Origin of the sequence: Paracoccus litorisediminis (genome assembly GCF_009711205.1) — a bacterium.
Taxonomy (GTDB): domain Bacteria; phylum Pseudomonadota; class Alphaproteobacteria; order Rhodobacterales; family Rhodobacteraceae; genus Paracoccus; species Paracoccus litorisediminis.
This window is the reverse complement of record NZ_WMIG01000006.1, coordinates 124,434-139,087: the sequence shown is the minus strand read 5'-3', so window position 1 is coordinate 139,087 and position 14,654 is coordinate 124,434. Positions and strand designations below refer to the sequence as shown.

Genomic DNA, 14,654 nt, shown 5'->3' with positions numbered 1-14,654 from the left:
TGCCTGAAAATTGCCATACTACAGGAGCAAGACCCGATGTCCGACGGATTTAATCAACCGCTTGGCGGCAACACCATGCCGCGCTTCGGGGGACCGGCCACGATGATGCGCCTTCCCACGCAGGACACGGCGGCGGGGCTGGATGCCTGCTTCATCGGCATCCCGATGGATATCGGCGCCTCGAACCGCCCCGGCACGCGCCTTGGCCCGCGCCAGATCCGCGACGAAAGCCGGATGATCCGCCCCTATAACATGGCGACTGGCGCTGCGCCCTTCGACAGCCTGCAAGTGGCCGATATTGGCGACGTGGCGATCAACACCTTCGATCTGAAAAAATCGGTCGATATCATCACCAACCACTATCGCGAAGTCCTGAAGCATGACGTGATCCCGCTGACGCTGGGCGGCGACCACACCCTGACCTGGCCGATCCTGCGCGCCATGCGCGAAAAGCACGGCCCGGTCGCGCTGATCCATGTCGATGCGCATTCGGACACCAACGAACATATGTTCGGCGAGAAAGAAGCCCATGGCTGCCCGTTCCGCCGCGCGTGGGAAGACGATTGCCTGCTGAACGATAAGGTCTATCAGATCGGTCTGCGCGGTTCGGGCTACACGGCCGAGGATTTCGACTGGGGCCGCGACAAGGGCTGGACCGTCACCCCGGCGGAAGCATGCTGGCACAAATCCCTGACCCCGCTGATGGAAAAAATCCGTGCTGAGATCGGCGATGCGCCGGTTTACCTCAGCTACGATATCGACAGCCTTGACCCGGCCTTCGCGCCCGGCACCGGCACGGTCGAGGTCGGTGGCCTGACCACGATCCAGGGGCTTGAGATCATCCGCGGCTGCTCCGGGCTGAACCTGATCGGCTGCGATCTGGTCGAGGTCTCGCCGCCCTATGATCCGGCTGGCAATACCGCCGTCATCGCCGCGAACTACCTGTTCGAGATGCTCTGCGCACTTCCGGGCGTGAAGCGTCGCTGAATTGGCAAGGGGCGGTCATGCCGCCCCTTGCCCTACCGTCCCTCGGTTTATGTGTCAGCAGACCAGATCGCGGTGCTTGCTGGCATGGCGTTGCACCAGCTTGCGCGATTTGCGGCCCGAAGGCAGTGGGCGGATCGCCTCGGGCTGATAGTCCCGCTCGGCCAGTTCGGGGAACAGGCTTAGGACTTCGTCCCGCGCCTCGGCAGTCAGGGCGCGCAGCGCCTGCGGTCCGGTGAACAGGCTTTCCGTCTCCGCCCCGTTCGAGACGACGATCTGGTGCCGGTCGAAAAGGAAATGGAAATATTCGACCTCGGTGGTGGCGTGGTCATAATCGATCCCGTCGATCTGCAGCAATTGCTTGGCGGGGATCAGCACTTCCATCGTATCGAACATCTTCACCGCAATCCGCGAGCGGACAAGGACACGGTGCTGCGGTGACACCAGCAGGTCGCTGCTGGGCGTATTTGCCCCCAGCGCCCCGGCGCGGATGCGGATCGGGCGCAGGTTCGGCTTGTTCGCCAGCATCGCGCCCGACAGCTTGACGCTGCCAATCCAGCGGATGGGCTGGAAACCGTCATCCTTGGTCCAGACCGTGTCCCCGGCAACCAGTTCCTCAACCGGAACCGGGCCACGATCGGTCTCGATCAGGGTGCCGGCGGCAAAGCAGACCACCTCGGCATCGGTGATTTCACGATCGACGGTCTGGTCATGCGTCAGCGTCGAATCCGAGGCGCGTCCGTAGCCCACGAACTGGTCGTCGAGTTGCCGCACATCTGCGGCCAGTCGATCGGCCCAACCCTGCGCAAGCCCGTCAATATCATTGGCCAGAGAGTCAGCCAGTTGCGACAGCGGAACCGGCCCGACCGAAACCGGCTGAGGATTCCCCTGCGAGGGGCCGACCGTACCCTCGATGGTCGCCGTAACATGGTCGTTGTCAAGCGGGCCATCGGTGACGAAGTAGTATTTACCGTCGGTCTCAACCAGATAACCGCTGATCGGAGAAACGGTGATCTGGAGATCCAGCCGGTTAAGATTGACCGCATAGGGGGCGAAGTTAAGCGTGCCCGCCACAAGATAGGTGCATTCCAGATTGCTGCTCGGGTCAGGAGCGATGAAAGTGAAATTGTCCCCGCTGGACAGGCTGCTCGCGCCATCCGCATCGATCTTGTATTGTCCCACATCCGCGGAACGGTCGATCATGTCGGAAAGGTCGGCAGGCCCGTTGAAGGAAAGGTTTCCATCGGCCACGGAAATCAATCCCGCGGGAATCTCGGTAACATATGGCATCGTTAACATCCAAAACAGAAACGGCTGAATACTGCCGTAATTTCGACTTGAGGAAATTCACGCTCCCCCAAGGCCATCTGAACCGCTGGATGAAATTCCGGCAAGTTAAACAAATGGATAGGATTTACCTGTCGAAGTTAGTCAACTTCCGGATGAATTTTAACCATGATGGCTTTGAAATGGGGCGGGCGAAGAGTAAATGGAAAATCCCGAACCTGGCCTTTTAGACAGGGTTCGGGATTTATTATTCCGAGAACGGCGTTTCGGTAGCGGGTCAACCGCCCAGCGGGATCATCAGGTTGAACAGGACCGCGTCACCCTCAAGCCGGTTCGTTGCATCGAATTCGTGAAACCAACGTGCCTCGAAGGCGAGGGGGGTGCCGTTCCAGTCGCTGTTCCATGCAACCGCCGGACCCAGGCCGGTGACCTCGCCCTTGAACTCGCCAAGCAGCGCGCCCGAGCCGCTATCGCCGCTGATCTGCTTGTAATAATAGCCCTGCAAACTCAGTGTCAGGTTCGGGTTCAGGGTCTTGCCGATCGCGGCTTCAAGGTGAAGCTCGTCCCCGGATTCGTAATTGGTGTCGTCGTTCATGTCGTTGAAGGTGACACCGGCGGCGAAGTTGGCCTGCCAGCCGGTATCGGCATTCATCCAGGTCAGCCCGCCGGTAAAGTCATAGGCCCAGTGATTGAAGGCGACGTTGGTGCTGCGACCCTTTTCGTAATCTCCGACCGGAACGTTGATCAGCATGTTCAGCGAGGCATAGAACGGCCCCTGTCCCCAACCCAGCCCAGCACCCAGAACCGGGTCACCGAACAGGAAGCTGTCCGAGGATTTCGAGCCGGTCAGGACGTCGCCTCCGGGTGCGTTCAGCGTGGCATCGACCTCGGACTTTTTGTAGCCATAGGGCAGGGTGAAACTTACATAGGGTTGTCCGCCCAGCACGGGTTCGCTTTCCAACGACCACAGCACTGACGACAGCCCGATAAATGCCGACCCATCGACGCCGACCTCCAGCCGCCCGCCATTCGGGATTTCGCCGCTGATGTCGCCGGAATAGGCGTAATAGCTTTGCTGGGTATAGGTTCCCGCCGGCGCAACCATCCCCGCGCCGCTGGTCCGCGAACCAAGGATATACATGCCCGCGCCATTCTCGACGGCCGCTGCCGGGCCGGCGATCGCAGCCAGCACCAAAGCCGGAGTGATACAACGTGAATTCCGCGTGATCCTGCGCATGGTCGTTCTTTCCAAGGCTGAGAAGATCGGATGCAGGAAGTATTTGAGCGAATGGACTACCTGTCAATTTCCGGTGAAATTCCGGGCAGAGGGTGTCGCGTTCTTGCATCTGTCTTGCGCAGCGGCGCTATCGCTGGCGCAAACGGCTTTCGACCAGCAGCCCTTCCTCATCCAGGATAGGATGCGCGACCGAGATCACATGCGCATTGATCCGTTTGAGGTCGCGCAGAATATCCAGATGCAGTGACGAGGTCTCGCGCGTGTTCGCCTGACCCTCGCGCAGGCGGATCAGGTGGCGTTGCGCCGATTGCCGTTCCAGTTTGCGGATCTCGACCTTCAGTTCGACCAGCCGCCGTGCCATGTCGCGGTCGCGCGACAGGAACACGCTTTGCGCCATCCGCATGTTGTCCTGCGTCATCAGGAACATGCGATCGATTTCCTGATAACCCTCATCCGAGAAGCGCAGACCAAGCCCGACCTTCTTGCGAACCTCGGGGGCGAGGCCGCGATCGATGATGTCGCCCACATGTTCAAGGTTGATGACATAGTCGAGAATGGTGATCGACTGGCGCTTTTCGTCCTCGGTCGCCGAGCTTCCAAGGCGCGAGAGATAGGTCTTGACCTCTTGCTGGCGGCGATCGACGCGGCGCTCCAGTTCATCCACCTGGGCCAGCGGCGCGGTGTCGCTGTCGTGGAAGGCCTTGCGGGTCAGGGTCAGCATCTGATCCACGGCGTCGCCGATTGCCATCACCTCGCGCCGCGCGCCGGTCAGGGCCAGCAATGGCGTCTGCAGCGCGGTTTCGTCCAGCCATGCGGGGCCCTGTGAGTGCTCACGCTCTTCATCGGGCAGGAAAGTGCAGACCAGTCGGGCAATGGGGCCGGTCAGCGGCCAGATCAGCAGGGCAAGGGCAATATTGAAGGCTAGATGGGCTTCGACCGCCAGCCCGGTGCGCGGCATCGGAAATTGGGTCAGCGCCTGTCCGGCAAATCCGGCAAGCGGCATCACGGCAAGGCAGCCCATCGCACGAACCGCCAGATTGCCCAGCGTTACCCGTCGGGCGCTATGGCCCAGCGTCGTGGTGGCCAGAACCGCCGGAACCGCACCACCAAGGTTCGCGCCCAGCACCATGACCACGGTTAGCCCCACCGGCAGGTTCAGCGATGAGATGAGCAGCACCGCTGCCAGAGACGACGAACACAGCACCGCCAGCAGGGCCGCGAACAGCAACGCCACTGGCCAAGCACTGTCCAGCATTGGCAAAAAGGCCGCCAGTTGTGGCGATGAACGCAGGAACTCGGTCCCATGCTCCAGCATGGTCAGCGACACCAGCATCAGCCCCAAGCCGATCAGTGCCCGACCGCTGCCTGACCAGACGGTCGCGCCGCGACGCCACAGGACATAGCCCAGCAGGATCAGCGCCGGTGCCGCGGCTTCCAGCCCGGCCGAGACCACTACGGCAGTCAGCGCCGTGCCGACATTCGCGCCCAGCAGCACGATCTGGGCCATTCTTTCGTTCATCATCGACCGGTCGACGAAATTCGCCGTCATCAGCGCCGTCGCAGTCGAGGACTGCAGCCCCAGCGTCGCTACCAGCCCCGACAGAAAGGCGCGTGGCCCGGTGCGGGTGCCCAATCCCAGCGCCATGCGCATGCGCACGCCAAAAGCCTCGGTCGCGCCGTCCCGCACAAGGCCGATACCGAACAGCAGCAGCGCCACCGCGCCCGCGATCTGGGCAAAGATCACCAGTGAATTCATCGAGTCCTTTCCGTCACCTCTTTCGAAACCCTCGGGCCGATATAGGGCAAAATGGATAAGAAGCCGTTTACGTCCCTTCAGCAAATCACCGGGGACCTGACAGACCAAGTCAATTCCGCAGAACGTGAATCCAATGCCGACAGCCGTTGTCCGATAGGCACAATGTGCGTCCGATGGCGTCAAAACGGGCGGACCTGTCCCTTCCGACAGTTGACGGCGGACTAATTTCCGCTCCTCCTGAAGCAGTGAAGGCGGACCAGAATTTGTGCCTTTGGTTGCCGGGGAACGATTATGAGTTGGGTATCTGGTGCGGAAAAGGCGACTTTTCCGAAATATGCGCTGGCATTGCTGCTGCTGGGCGCGGTTTTCTTTGTCATTTTCGGGATCGTCGGGATTGGCCGTTCCGGCGAATTCGCCTTTGACATGCCATATTTATATGTCGCCGGAGATATCTGGGAAAAAGGCGCCTCGCCCTATTCCGCCGATCTGTTCAAGGAAGCCATGCGCGGCATCATGGGCACTGCCGATGGAAACTATGCCTATCCGCCGAACTCGTCCTATCTGAGCATGGCGTTTTCAGCGGGCAGCGTCGCGCAGGCCAAGCTGATGTCAGGGATTTTCAACACGCTGGCACTGATCTGTATGATCGGCTTTGTCTGGTTGGGCTCCGAGCAATCCGACGACAGCGACGAATTCCGGCTGGGGAATGTGCTGATCGCCGGCGCCGTAATCCTTGGCAATCCCTTTGCGGCGCATGTCGCCTGGATGGGCCAGACCACATTGATTTCGGGGGCTTTCCTGCTGTGCAGCTGGTATTTCGCCGAGCGCAAAAGGGATGTTCTGGCCGGGCTTTTCCTGGCGCTGGGGGCGTTCAAGCCGCAGCTGGCGATTCTGGTCGGCTTCTGGTTCCTGCTGGACCGCCGTTGGGTGTTGCTGGCCTCGGCTGCCGGGGGGACGGTGCTGCTTTCGGCATGGCCGATGCTGACTTCGGGGCTGCAGGGCAGTTGGTTCAGCTGGCTCAAGGGGCTGCGGGAATATCAGGACACGGTCTATAACGTCGCCGGCTTCAAGCATCTGTTCGGCATTCGCAGCGGGCTTGCGAATTTCGGGGTCGAAACCCCGACGCTGGCCCCGCTGGCCGTGCTGGGGGTGGTGGTTCTTTACCTGCAGCGCCGCGCCTATGAAAATTGCTGGCTGATCGGCGCGATCTTCTGCCTGACCTTCCTGTTCGTCTATGCCCATGACTATGACATCGCCCCGGCCACGATCCTGGCCTATCCGCTGGTGCGTGCTGCCCGAGGCAATCTGGCGCTGCTGGGCACCTTGGCGGTTCTCGCCTGTATCCTGTTCTTTCCTCAACGCATCTGGGAGGCGGTCGATCTGCCGCAATTCGCCCGCTCGCGCGAGGTGGCTTTGCTGCTGCTGCTGACGCTTTACCTGACGCTGTGCCGCGCGCCGGTCTGGAAGCGGGGCCTGTCCCGCCCCGCCTGAGTCAGGCGACCGGCGTCCACAGCACCTCATCGATGCGCGGCGCGCCTGTGGCCAGCATGACCAGACGGTCAAAGCCAAGCGCGCAGCCTGATGCAGGTGGCATCTGGACAAGTGCGGTAAGGAAATCCTCATCCAGCGGGTAGGTTTCGCCGTAAACCCGCTGCTTTTCCTGCATTTCCATCTGAAAGCGGCGGCGTTGCTCGACGGGGTCGGTCAACTCGCCAAAGCCATTCGCCAATTCGACACCGCAGGCGTAAAGCTCGAACCGCTCGGCCTCGCGCGGGTCGTCCTTGGCCGGAACGGCAAGGGCTGCCTCGGCGGCGGGGTAGCGGTCAAGGATCAGCGGGCGGTCGTGGCCCAGATGCGGCTCGACCTTTTCGACCAGAATGCCCGACAGCATGTCGGACCAGCCGTCAGCATCGCCGACGCGGATGCCTTGAGCACGCGCCTGCGCGCGCAGCGCTTCGGCATCGGTTTCCGCGCGGTCGCAGGTCGCCAGCAGGTCGATCCCGGCGAACCGGTCAAAGGCCTCGGCCACGCTCATCACCTCGGGGGTGGCGAAGGGATCGCAGCTGATGCCGCGATGTTGCAGCATCTCGGCCCCCGCAGCCTCGGCGGCAAGGCGCAGGTAATGCGCGCAGTCGCCGAACAACTCGCGGTAGTCGCCGCCCGCGCGATACCATTCCAGCATGGTGAATTCGGGATGATGCAGCGCGGTGCGCTCGCGGTTGCGCCAGACATGGCTGAAGGCAAAGATGCGTTCCTCGCCAGCGGCCAGCAGCTTCTTCATCGCGAATTCGGGGCTGGTATGCAGATACATCCGCTGCGACCCACCGTCATTGCCGATCAGGTCAGTGGCGAAGCCGTGCAGATGCGCCTCATTGCCGGGGCTGATCGCCAGCGCTGCCGGGTCGACCTCGATGAAATCCTGTGCGCCCAGCCAGTCGCGGATCGCGGCCTGCGTGCGATTGCGCGCCAGCAGCAATGGGCGGCGTTCGGCATGGCGGGCACGATCCCACCACGGGCTGGTTTCGGGGGTTTTCATCGCGAAGCCTCCTTGAGCGCAGGGAATGCGTGCTTGCGGCTGGCAATACGCCGCAGAAACCGCTATGGGGACCAGCATATTTGCCGGCCTGCCATGGCCGGCTTTCCCGGTATCTGAAAAGCACGCAAGGAACCACCCTTGAAAGTCATCGCTTCAAGCCTTCGCAAAGGCAATGTCGTCGAAATCGACGGCCGTCTGCATGTCGTCCTGACGGCGACCAACTTCCACCCGGGCAAGGGTACGCCGACCACGCAGGTCGACCTGCGCCGCATCGCCGACGGCAACAAGGTGTCGGAACGCTGGAAGACCACCGAGCAGGTTGAGCGCGCCCATGTCGATGAGCGTGAATACGACTATCTGTACGAAGACACCGAAGGCTACCACTTCATGGAGCCGGTCAGCTATGAGCAGGTCGTGGTCTCGCCCGACGTGATCGGCGACGACAAGGTTTTCCTTGAAGACGGCATCCGCGTCTTCCTGCAGGTCCATAACGGTGTCGTCATCGCGATCGAACTGCCGCAGCGCGTGACCGTCGAAGTCGCCGAGACCGAGCCGGTCGTCAAAGGCCAGACCGCCTCGTCCAGCTACAAGCCCGCTCTGGCCCATAACGGCGTGCGGATCATGGTTCCCCCGCATATCGGCGTCGGCACCAAGGTCATCATCAACACCGCCGACCTGACCTATGTCGAGCGGGCGAAAGCCTGATCTGACAGCGGATCGAATGGGGAAAGGGACGCCTCGGCGTCCCTTTTTTCATGTCTGCGGATCGTGGATGGCGCTGCCCGCGCCGGGTTGGCGGGCGATCAGCCGCGCCGCATCGGCCAAAGGCAGCAGCGGCGGCATCGAGGTCGGTGTCGCCAGGTAATGTGGCGTCCAGTCCGGGTCGAACTTGTCCTTGAAGGCGCGCAGCCCCTCGAACTTGTAGAAGCTGCCGCCGTGGCGGAAGATCAGCGCCCCGAAACGGTCCCAGACCCGGCGTGAGCGGTTCGGGTCCAGCCCGGCCAGCGGCGCCATTCCCAGCGAGAATGCCGGGTAGTTGCGTTCTTTCAGCGCCAACATCAGCGCGGTGAACATGAACTCCATCGTGCCGCTTGGTGCATTTATGCGATGCCGCATCAGGTCGATCGAGGCGACCTCGTGCCGGTCTGTGGTCATGATATTGCCAAAGGCGACAATCCGGCCTTCCTGACGGACCAGTGCCAGGGCCCAGCGGCCGAGCCAATCGGGATCGAAGCGCCCGACCGAGAAGCCCTTTTCACGCGATTTCTTGGCGTCCAGCCATTCATCGGAAATGCCGCGCAATTCCTCGATCAGTTCCGGGTCATGCGGTGGCAGGGTGATGTCCAGCGTCAGCCCGTCGCGCCCGGCGCGGGCATAGGTGGTGCGCAGCCGCTTGCGGTCCGACCCTTCAAGCGTGAAGCGCTTCAGGTCGACCACCGCCTCTTCGCCCATCTTGTGCAACGTCATGCCCAGATCCAGCATCAAGGGCACGTCATTCGGGCCGACCTCATAAAAGATCGGGCGTGCCCCGGCACGGCGGGCGGCGTCGACAAAGCTGTAGGCGACCTCCTCGCAGGCTTCTTCGTCGCCGACGGGCGGGCCAAAGGCGATCCAGGAAGATCCCGCGACCCCGAACATCAGGAAAGCCTGCTGATTGTCCGACAGCATCACCGCCTTGTCGCCGGTCAGCACGAAACCCGCATCGGGATTGACCCCTGCCATGGCGATGCGCCCGGCAATCGCCAGCGTCGCCTCATCCGGCGTCTCGGGGCGGAAGCGTGGGGTGCGCAGCAGCAGGAACAGCGCCCCCAGCCCGACCATCAGCCCGGCCAGCAATGCCGCCCGCAGCGCGCGCGGCGCGCGTTCGTCGGTCGCGAATTGCCACCACAATTCGTTGGTATAGGGCGTTTCCTTATGGGCAAAGAACAGCACGAAGCCAAAGCCCGCGATGGCCGCCATCATCAGTGCGATCCAGCCCGGCGTCAGCGCCGAATGGGTCAGCAACGAGCGGCGGTGAAAAGCCCGCCGGAACGGCATCAGGATCGCCACGCCAAGGATCAGCGCGGTAGCCTGACCCGGCTCGACCCCCTCGATGATGGCGAAACCCGCGCCCGTCAGCATGGCGATGACCGTCAGCCAGAACGCCCCCAGACTGCGCCGCACGACGCCCAGAGACAGCACGATCAGCCCCGCGCCAAGCGCGCTGGTCAGCAGGATCGAGCCCTCGACAAAGGCCAGCGGAAAGAATGACTCGGCCAGCTCGGCCGCCTCGGTGATCGGTGGCAGCAGCGCCGAGACGCTCATCCACAGGCCCGAGCCAAAGACCATGACCGCCAGCAGCAGCGGCGCAAGCGGCGAGACTGCGCGCAATGCCGGTTCGATCGTGGACAGCGACCGGCCAAAGGCGGTGCGTGGCGCGCGGCTGCCCAGAAGCCGCCAGCCCTCGTACAGTGCCAGCATTACCAGCGCGATGGCGAAGGGCACGAAATAATAGATCAGCCGGAACAGCAGCAGTGCCGCCGCGACATTGTCGATGGGCACGTCGCGCGGCATGGCCGCGATGATGACGCTTTCAAAGACCCCGACCCCGCCGGGCACATGGCTGAGCACGCCCGCCATGGTCGCCGCGGCAAAGACGGCGGTGAACTTGGCAAAGCCCATGCCGGCATCGGGCAACAGCACGTAAAGCGTCATCGCCGAAAAGAAGATGTCGCCAATACAGATCAGCAGTTGTGAGCTGAGGATCGGCACGCCCGGCGCATGCAGGCTGAAACGGCCAATGCGTAGCTCTCGCCGGGTGATCCCGGCCCATAGCAAGGGCAGCGCCACACCAAGGATCGCGGCAATGGCCAGCAGGCGGATGGTGGTCTCGGGAAGGGGCAGCAGCGGCCCCAGCGCGCCGGGATGCATGGCCAGCGCCGCAAACCCGATCAGCGAGGCCCCGATCCCGAAGGATGCCGCCGTAAAGGTTGAGATCGCCGCGATGTCGTAGCCGTCAAGGCCAAGCCCGGAATAGACCCGCCAGCGCACCGCACCGCCAGAAAGTGCCGACAGCCCGATCGTATTGCCAAAGGCATAGGCCATCAGCCCGCCGGTCATGGCGACGGGCAGGGGCAGGGGCTTGCCGATATGGCGCAGTGCCGACCAGTCGTATCCGGCAAGGAACAGGTATCCGGCCATTGTCGTCATCAGCGCGATGCAGGTGACGTTCCATGGTGTCGCCTGCACCTGCTCGGCGACCTGATGGATGTTCACCTCGGCCAGCAGCCGGTTCAGCGCGTAAAGCCCGGCGCCGAACAGCAGGATCGCGACGATATAGGGAAGAAACTGCCGCCACAGGGCAGGGCGTTCGAGATCAACCTCGGTCTGGCTCGGCCCGGAGGACATATGCGAAGCGCTCACCTTTCAACAGCGTGGCCGGGTGCGCCGATGCGGGCCTCCGGTTTTCTCAGTTCCATAGTGCAGCCGAGCGCTGCGGGGAAGATGCCGCCTGATTTACGTGCCGCCCGGTTATTCAGCATGGGTTGCGATTTTTTCGGCAATGCGCCTATTACTGCGCCAATTCGACGCAGGCCAACGGGTCGCACCCAAAGGACAGGGAATGCAGAAGAACTCCGCCCAGATGGAACGGTTGCTGCGCGGGCTTGGTCCCGCCATCGGTCCGGGCGCACCGGTCGAGGCGATGCGCGCCGGGCTTGGCGCGCTGATCGGGCTGGCGGTGGCCGGGTTGTTCCTGATGTCGCCCTTGGTCGATACGCGGTTGGGGCTGTACCTGATCGCGCCCTTTGGTGCGACCTCGGTGCTGGTCTTTGCCGTGCCGAACAGCCCGCTGGCGCAGCCTTGGTCGGCGCTGGTCGGCAATGCTAGCGCGGCGACGGTGGGCGTGTTGTGCTGCATGCTGATCCCCGATCCCGCATGGCGTATCGCGCTGGCCGTCGGACTGGCTATCGTCCTGATGGTCCCGTTGCGTGCCATCCACCCCCCGGCCGGGGCGGTGGCGATGACCGCCGCGCAGAACCCCGAGGCCATCGCCAAGCTGGGCTTCGGCTTTGTCCTTGCCCCGGTTGCGGCGGGAACGCTGATCCTGATCGTGGTCGCGATGCTCTATGCCCGCGCCACGGGCCGCCGCTACCCGTTCCGCCATTTCGAGGACCCAAGCCCGCATGGCACCGACGAACATGCCGCGCCCGAGCGGCTGGGACTGAGCAAGGAAGACCTTGAAGAAATCCTGCGCCGCACCCGCCAGTCCCAGAACGTCGGTGTCGAGGACCTGTCCCGCCTGATCGGCGCGGCCGAGCTTCAGGCCGCCAGCCACCATTTCGGCCCGCTGACGGCGGAATCGATCATGTCGCATGCGCTGGTCACAGTCGGCCCCGAGGCACCCTTGGGCGAGGTCGCAGAGCTGTTTCGCACGCATGGCTTCACCGCGATGCCCGTGGTCGAAGCGGGCGACAAGTTCCTTGGCATCATCTATCAGATCGACCTGATCCGTCTTGCGGGGCAGGACGCCTTCGGAACCGGGCAGGGTTTCAGGCGGTCGATGGCACGGCTGGTCCGTCGGGACCGCACGGCTCCGGTTCTTGCCGGTCAGGTGATGCGTCGCAATGTCCCGAACGGCCGGCCCGACAGCGGTGTCTCGGCGCTGCTGCCGCTGTTGGCGGGGGGCGGGTGCGATGCGGTTCCGATCCTCAGCCGTGGCCGCATCCGGGGCATCGTTACCCAGACCGACCTGCTGGCGGGGCTTGCCCGGCAAAACGCGCGGGTCGCCTGAACCCCCGCGAATTTCATTGCCTGCGGACCGCCTGCCGCTAGTCTTGCCCCGAAACGCAATGTCAGGGGAGGGATGATGCGGATCGAAGAGCGGGTGTTCCTGATCACCGGCGCCAGTTCGGGCCTCGGCGCAGCCGTAGCGCGGATGGCGGTCGAGGCCGGAGCCAAGGTGGTGCTGCTGGACATCAACAGCGTTGCGGGCCTGACTCTTTCGGAGGAGTTGGGCAGGGCCGCGCGATTTGTGCGCACCGACGTGACCAGCGCCAGTGACGGTGCAGCGGCGATTGCGGCGGCGCTGGAGGCTTTCGGGCGGATCGACGTGGCGGTGAATTGCGCAGGCATCGCTCCAGGTGAAAGGATCGTGGGGCGCGAAGGGCCGCATGGTCTGGACAGTTTCGCCCGCGCCATCGGCATCAACCTGATCGGCACGTTCAACATGCTGCGGCTGGCAGCCGACGCCATGTCCCGCAATACGCCTCTGGAGGGCGGAGAGCGCGGGGTGATCGTCAATACCGCCTCGGTCGCGGCCTTTGACGGGCAGATCGGTCAGGCGGCCTATGCCGCGTCCAAAGGCGGGGTGGCAGCAATGACCCTGCCCGCCGCCCGTGAACTGGCCCGCCACGGCATCCGCGTCATGACCATCGCACCCGGCATCTTCGCCACGCCGATGATGGCCGGTCTGCCGCAGGATGTGCAGGACAGCCTTGGCGGAACCGTGCCCTTCCCGTCGCGCCTTGGCCAACCCGCCGAATATGCCGCGCTGGTGCGCCATATCGTCGAGAACCAGATGCTGAACGGCGAGGTCATCCGTCTGGACGGCGCATTGCGCATGGCCCCGAAATAAGATGGCCCCGAAATAAGGAGGAAGCGACATGGACAAGGACCCGATCGTCATCGTCGGTGCGGCCCGCACCCCGATGGGCGGATTTCAGGGCGATCTGGCCCCGGTCGATGCCGCCAGCCTTGGCGCGACCGCCATCGCGGCGGCACTGTCCGGAGCGGGTGTGTCGCCGGACGCCGTCGAAGAGATCATCATGGGCTGCGTCCTGCCCGCCGGTCAGGGACAGGCCCCGGCGCGGCAGGCGGCGCTGGCTGCCGGACTGCCGATGGGCGCGGGAGCGACGACCGTGAACAAGATGTGTGGCTCGGGGATGAAGGCCGCGATGCTTGGCCATGACCTGATCCTAGCGGGTTCCGCGGATGTCGTCGTCGCGGGCGGGATGGAGAGCATGTCGAACGCCCCCTACCTGCTGCCCAAGGCCCGCGCGGGCTACCGGATGGGTCATGGGCAGGTGCTGGATCACATGTTTCTGGACGGGCTTGAGGATGCCTATGACAAAGGCCGCCTGATGGGCACCTTTGCGGAAGACTGCGCCGAGGCCTATCAGTTCACGCGTGAGGCTCAGGACGCCTATGCGCTGACCTCGCTCAGCCGGGCGCAGCAGGCGATTGCCGAGGGGCGTTTTCAGGCTGAGGTCGCGCCGGTCCGCATCGCCGCCCGCGGCGGTGAGGTGCTGGTCAGCATCGACGAACAGCCCGGCAAGGCCCGGCCCGACAAGATCCCGACGCTGCGGCCCGCCTTTCGCGAAGGGGGCACGGTGACGGCGGCGAATTCCTCGTCGATCTCGGACGGGGCGGCGGCGCTGGTCCTGATGCGGGCATCCGAGGCTGAGCGCCGCGGATTGACGCCGCGCGCCCGCATCCTTGGCCATGCCACCCATGCCGACCGCCCGAACCTGTTCCCGACCGCCCCCATTGGCGCGATCCGCAAGCTGGCGGAACGCAGCGGGCTGGATCTGGGCCAGATCGACCTGTTCGAGATCAATGAGGCCTTTGCCGTCGTCGCCATGGCCGCGATGCAGGATCTGGGCCTGCCCCATGAGGCGGTGAACATCCACGGCGGGGCCTGCGCGCTAGGGCACCCGATCGGGGCTTCGGGGGCGCGGGTCATGGTGACGCTGCTTGCGGCGTTGGAAAGCCATGATCTGGACCGCGGCATCGCCTCGCTTTGCATCGGCGGCGGCGAGGCGACGGCCATCGCGATTGAGCGACTGCGCTGACGGGAACGGCGCGGCTTCGCGCAA

Annotated in this window: 11 protein-coding genes; 6 read left to right on the top strand and 5 right to left on the bottom strand. The window is 63.8% G+C overall.

The window, feature by feature from the left end; translation table 11 throughout:
• Window positions 1–36 precede the first annotated feature (36 nt).
• Window positions 37–987 carry an agmatinase gene (gene speB / locus GL300_RS13260; RefSeq protein WP_155040115.1) on the top strand — a complete coding sequence of 317 codons (951 nt, stop codon included), beginning with the start codon at window positions 37–39 and terminating at the stop codon, window positions 985–987.
• 54 nt (window positions 988–1,041) lie between these two features.
• On the opposite strand, the gene GL300_RS13255 is transcribed toward speB, so the two are convergent.
• The 3 genes from GL300_RS13255 to GL300_RS13245 form a co-directional block, all read right to left on the bottom strand.
• Window positions 1,042–2,274, bottom strand: coding sequence for a Hint domain-containing protein (locus GL300_RS13255; protein WP_246195170.1), 1,233 nt, complete (start codon window positions 2,272–2,274; stop codon window positions 1,042–1,044).
• Between the two features lie 274 nt (window positions 2,275–2,548).
• Entirely contained in the window at window positions 2,549–3,508 is a 960-nt protein-coding gene (locus GL300_RS13250) for a SphA family protein (protein WP_155040114.1), read from the bottom strand.
• A gap of 127 nt (window positions 3,509–3,635) precedes the next feature.
• On the bottom strand, window positions 3,636–5,264 hold the full coding sequence (locus tag GL300_RS13245) for a Na/Pi cotransporter family protein (protein WP_155040113.1): 1,629 nt from the start codon (window positions 5,262–5,264) through the stop codon (window positions 3,636–3,638).
• Window positions 5,265–5,555: 291 nt separating this feature from the next.
• On the opposite strand from GL300_RS13245, the gene GL300_RS13240 reads away from it, so the two are divergent.
• Window positions 5,556–6,755, top strand: coding sequence for a glycosyltransferase family 87 protein (locus tag GL300_RS13240; protein WP_155040112.1), 1,200 nt, complete (start codon window positions 5,556–5,558; stop codon window positions 6,753–6,755).
• Window position 6,756: 1 nt separating this feature from the next.
• On the opposite strand, the gene epmA is transcribed toward GL300_RS13240, so the two are convergent.
• Entirely contained in the window at window positions 6,757–7,800 is a 1,044-nt protein-coding gene (gene epmA / locus GL300_RS13235) for an EF-P lysine aminoacylase EpmA (protein ID WP_155040111.1), read from the bottom strand.
• Window positions 7,801–7,938: 138 nt separating this feature from the next.
• Here epmA and efp point away from each other — a divergent pair, with 138 nt between their 5' ends.
• The gene (gene efp, locus GL300_RS13230; protein WP_155040110.1) at window positions 7,939–8,505 is read left to right on the top strand and encodes an elongation factor P; all 567 of its coding nucleotides are present in this window, start codon (window positions 7,939–7,941) and stop codon (window positions 8,503–8,505) included.
• Between the two features lie 48 nt (window positions 8,506–8,553).
• On the opposite strand, the gene mprF is transcribed toward efp, so the two are convergent.
• A complete protein-coding gene (mprF, locus tag GL300_RS13225; protein ID WP_155040109.1) occupies window positions 8,554–11,187 on the bottom strand; it encodes a bifunctional lysylphosphatidylglycerol flippase/synthetase MprF in 2,634 nt (877 codons plus the stop codon).
• Between the two features lie 214 nt (window positions 11,188–11,401).
• Here mprF and GL300_RS13220 point away from each other — a divergent pair, with 214 nt between their 5' ends.
• The 3 genes from GL300_RS13220 (at window position 11,402) to GL300_RS13210 (ending at window position 14,630) form a co-directional block, all read left to right on the top strand.
• On the top strand, window positions 11,402–12,571 hold the full coding sequence (locus GL300_RS13220; RefSeq protein ID WP_246195169.1) for an HPP family protein: 1,170 nt from the start codon (window positions 11,402–11,404) through the stop codon (window positions 12,569–12,571).
• A gap of 75 nt (window positions 12,572–12,646) precedes the next feature.
• Window positions 12,647–13,414, top strand: coding sequence for a 3-hydroxyacyl-CoA dehydrogenase (locus GL300_RS13215; RefSeq protein WP_155040191.1), 768 nt, complete (start codon window positions 12,647–12,649; stop codon window positions 13,412–13,414).
• A 28-nt stretch (window positions 13,415–13,442) separates the two neighbouring features.
• Window positions 13,443–14,630, top strand: a complete 1,188-nt coding sequence (locus tag GL300_RS13210; protein ID WP_155040108.1) for an acetyl-CoA C-acyltransferase — start codon at window positions 13,443–13,445, stop codon at window positions 14,628–14,630.
• Window positions 14,631–14,654: the final 24 nt, after the last annotated feature.

Bases quoted from the DNA above. Each gene is read 5' to 3' on its own strand.
- GL300_RS13220 (WP_246195169.1), top strand. From the start codon at position 11,402: ATGCAGAAGAACTCCGCCCAGATGGAACGGTTGCTGCGCGGGCTTGGT.
- GL300_RS13245 (WP_155040113.1), bottom strand. From the start codon at position 5,264: ATGAATTCACTGGTGATCTTTGCCCAGATCGCGGGCGCGGTGGCGCTG.
- mprF (WP_155040109.1), bottom strand. From the start codon at position 11,187: ATGTCCTCCGGGCCGAGCCAGACCGAGGTTGATCTCGAACGCCCTGCC.
- GL300_RS13240 (WP_155040112.1), top strand. From the start codon at position 5,556: ATGAGTTGGGTATCTGGTGCGGAAAAGGCGACTTTTCCGAAATATGCG.
- GL300_RS13215 (WP_155040191.1), top strand. From the start codon at position 12,647: ATGCGGATCGAAGAGCGGGTGTTCCTGATCACCGGCGCCAGTTCGGGC.
- GL300_RS13250 (WP_155040114.1), bottom strand. From the start codon at position 3,508: ATGCGCAGGATCACGCGGAATTCACGTTGTATCACTCCGGCTTTGGTG.
- epmA (WP_155040111.1), bottom strand. From the start codon at position 7,800: ATGAAAACCCCCGAAACCAGCCCGTGGTGGGATCGTGCCCGCCATGCC.
- GL300_RS13210 (WP_155040108.1), top strand. From the start codon at position 13,443: ATGGACAAGGACCCGATCGTCATCGTCGGTGCGGCCCGCACCCCGATG.
- GL300_RS13255 (WP_246195170.1), bottom strand. From the start codon at position 2,274: ATGCCATATGTTACCGAGATTCCCGCGGGATTGATTTCCGTGGCCGAT.
- speB (WP_155040115.1), top strand. From the start codon at position 37: ATGTCCGACGGATTTAATCAACCGCTTGGCGGCAACACCATGCCGCGC.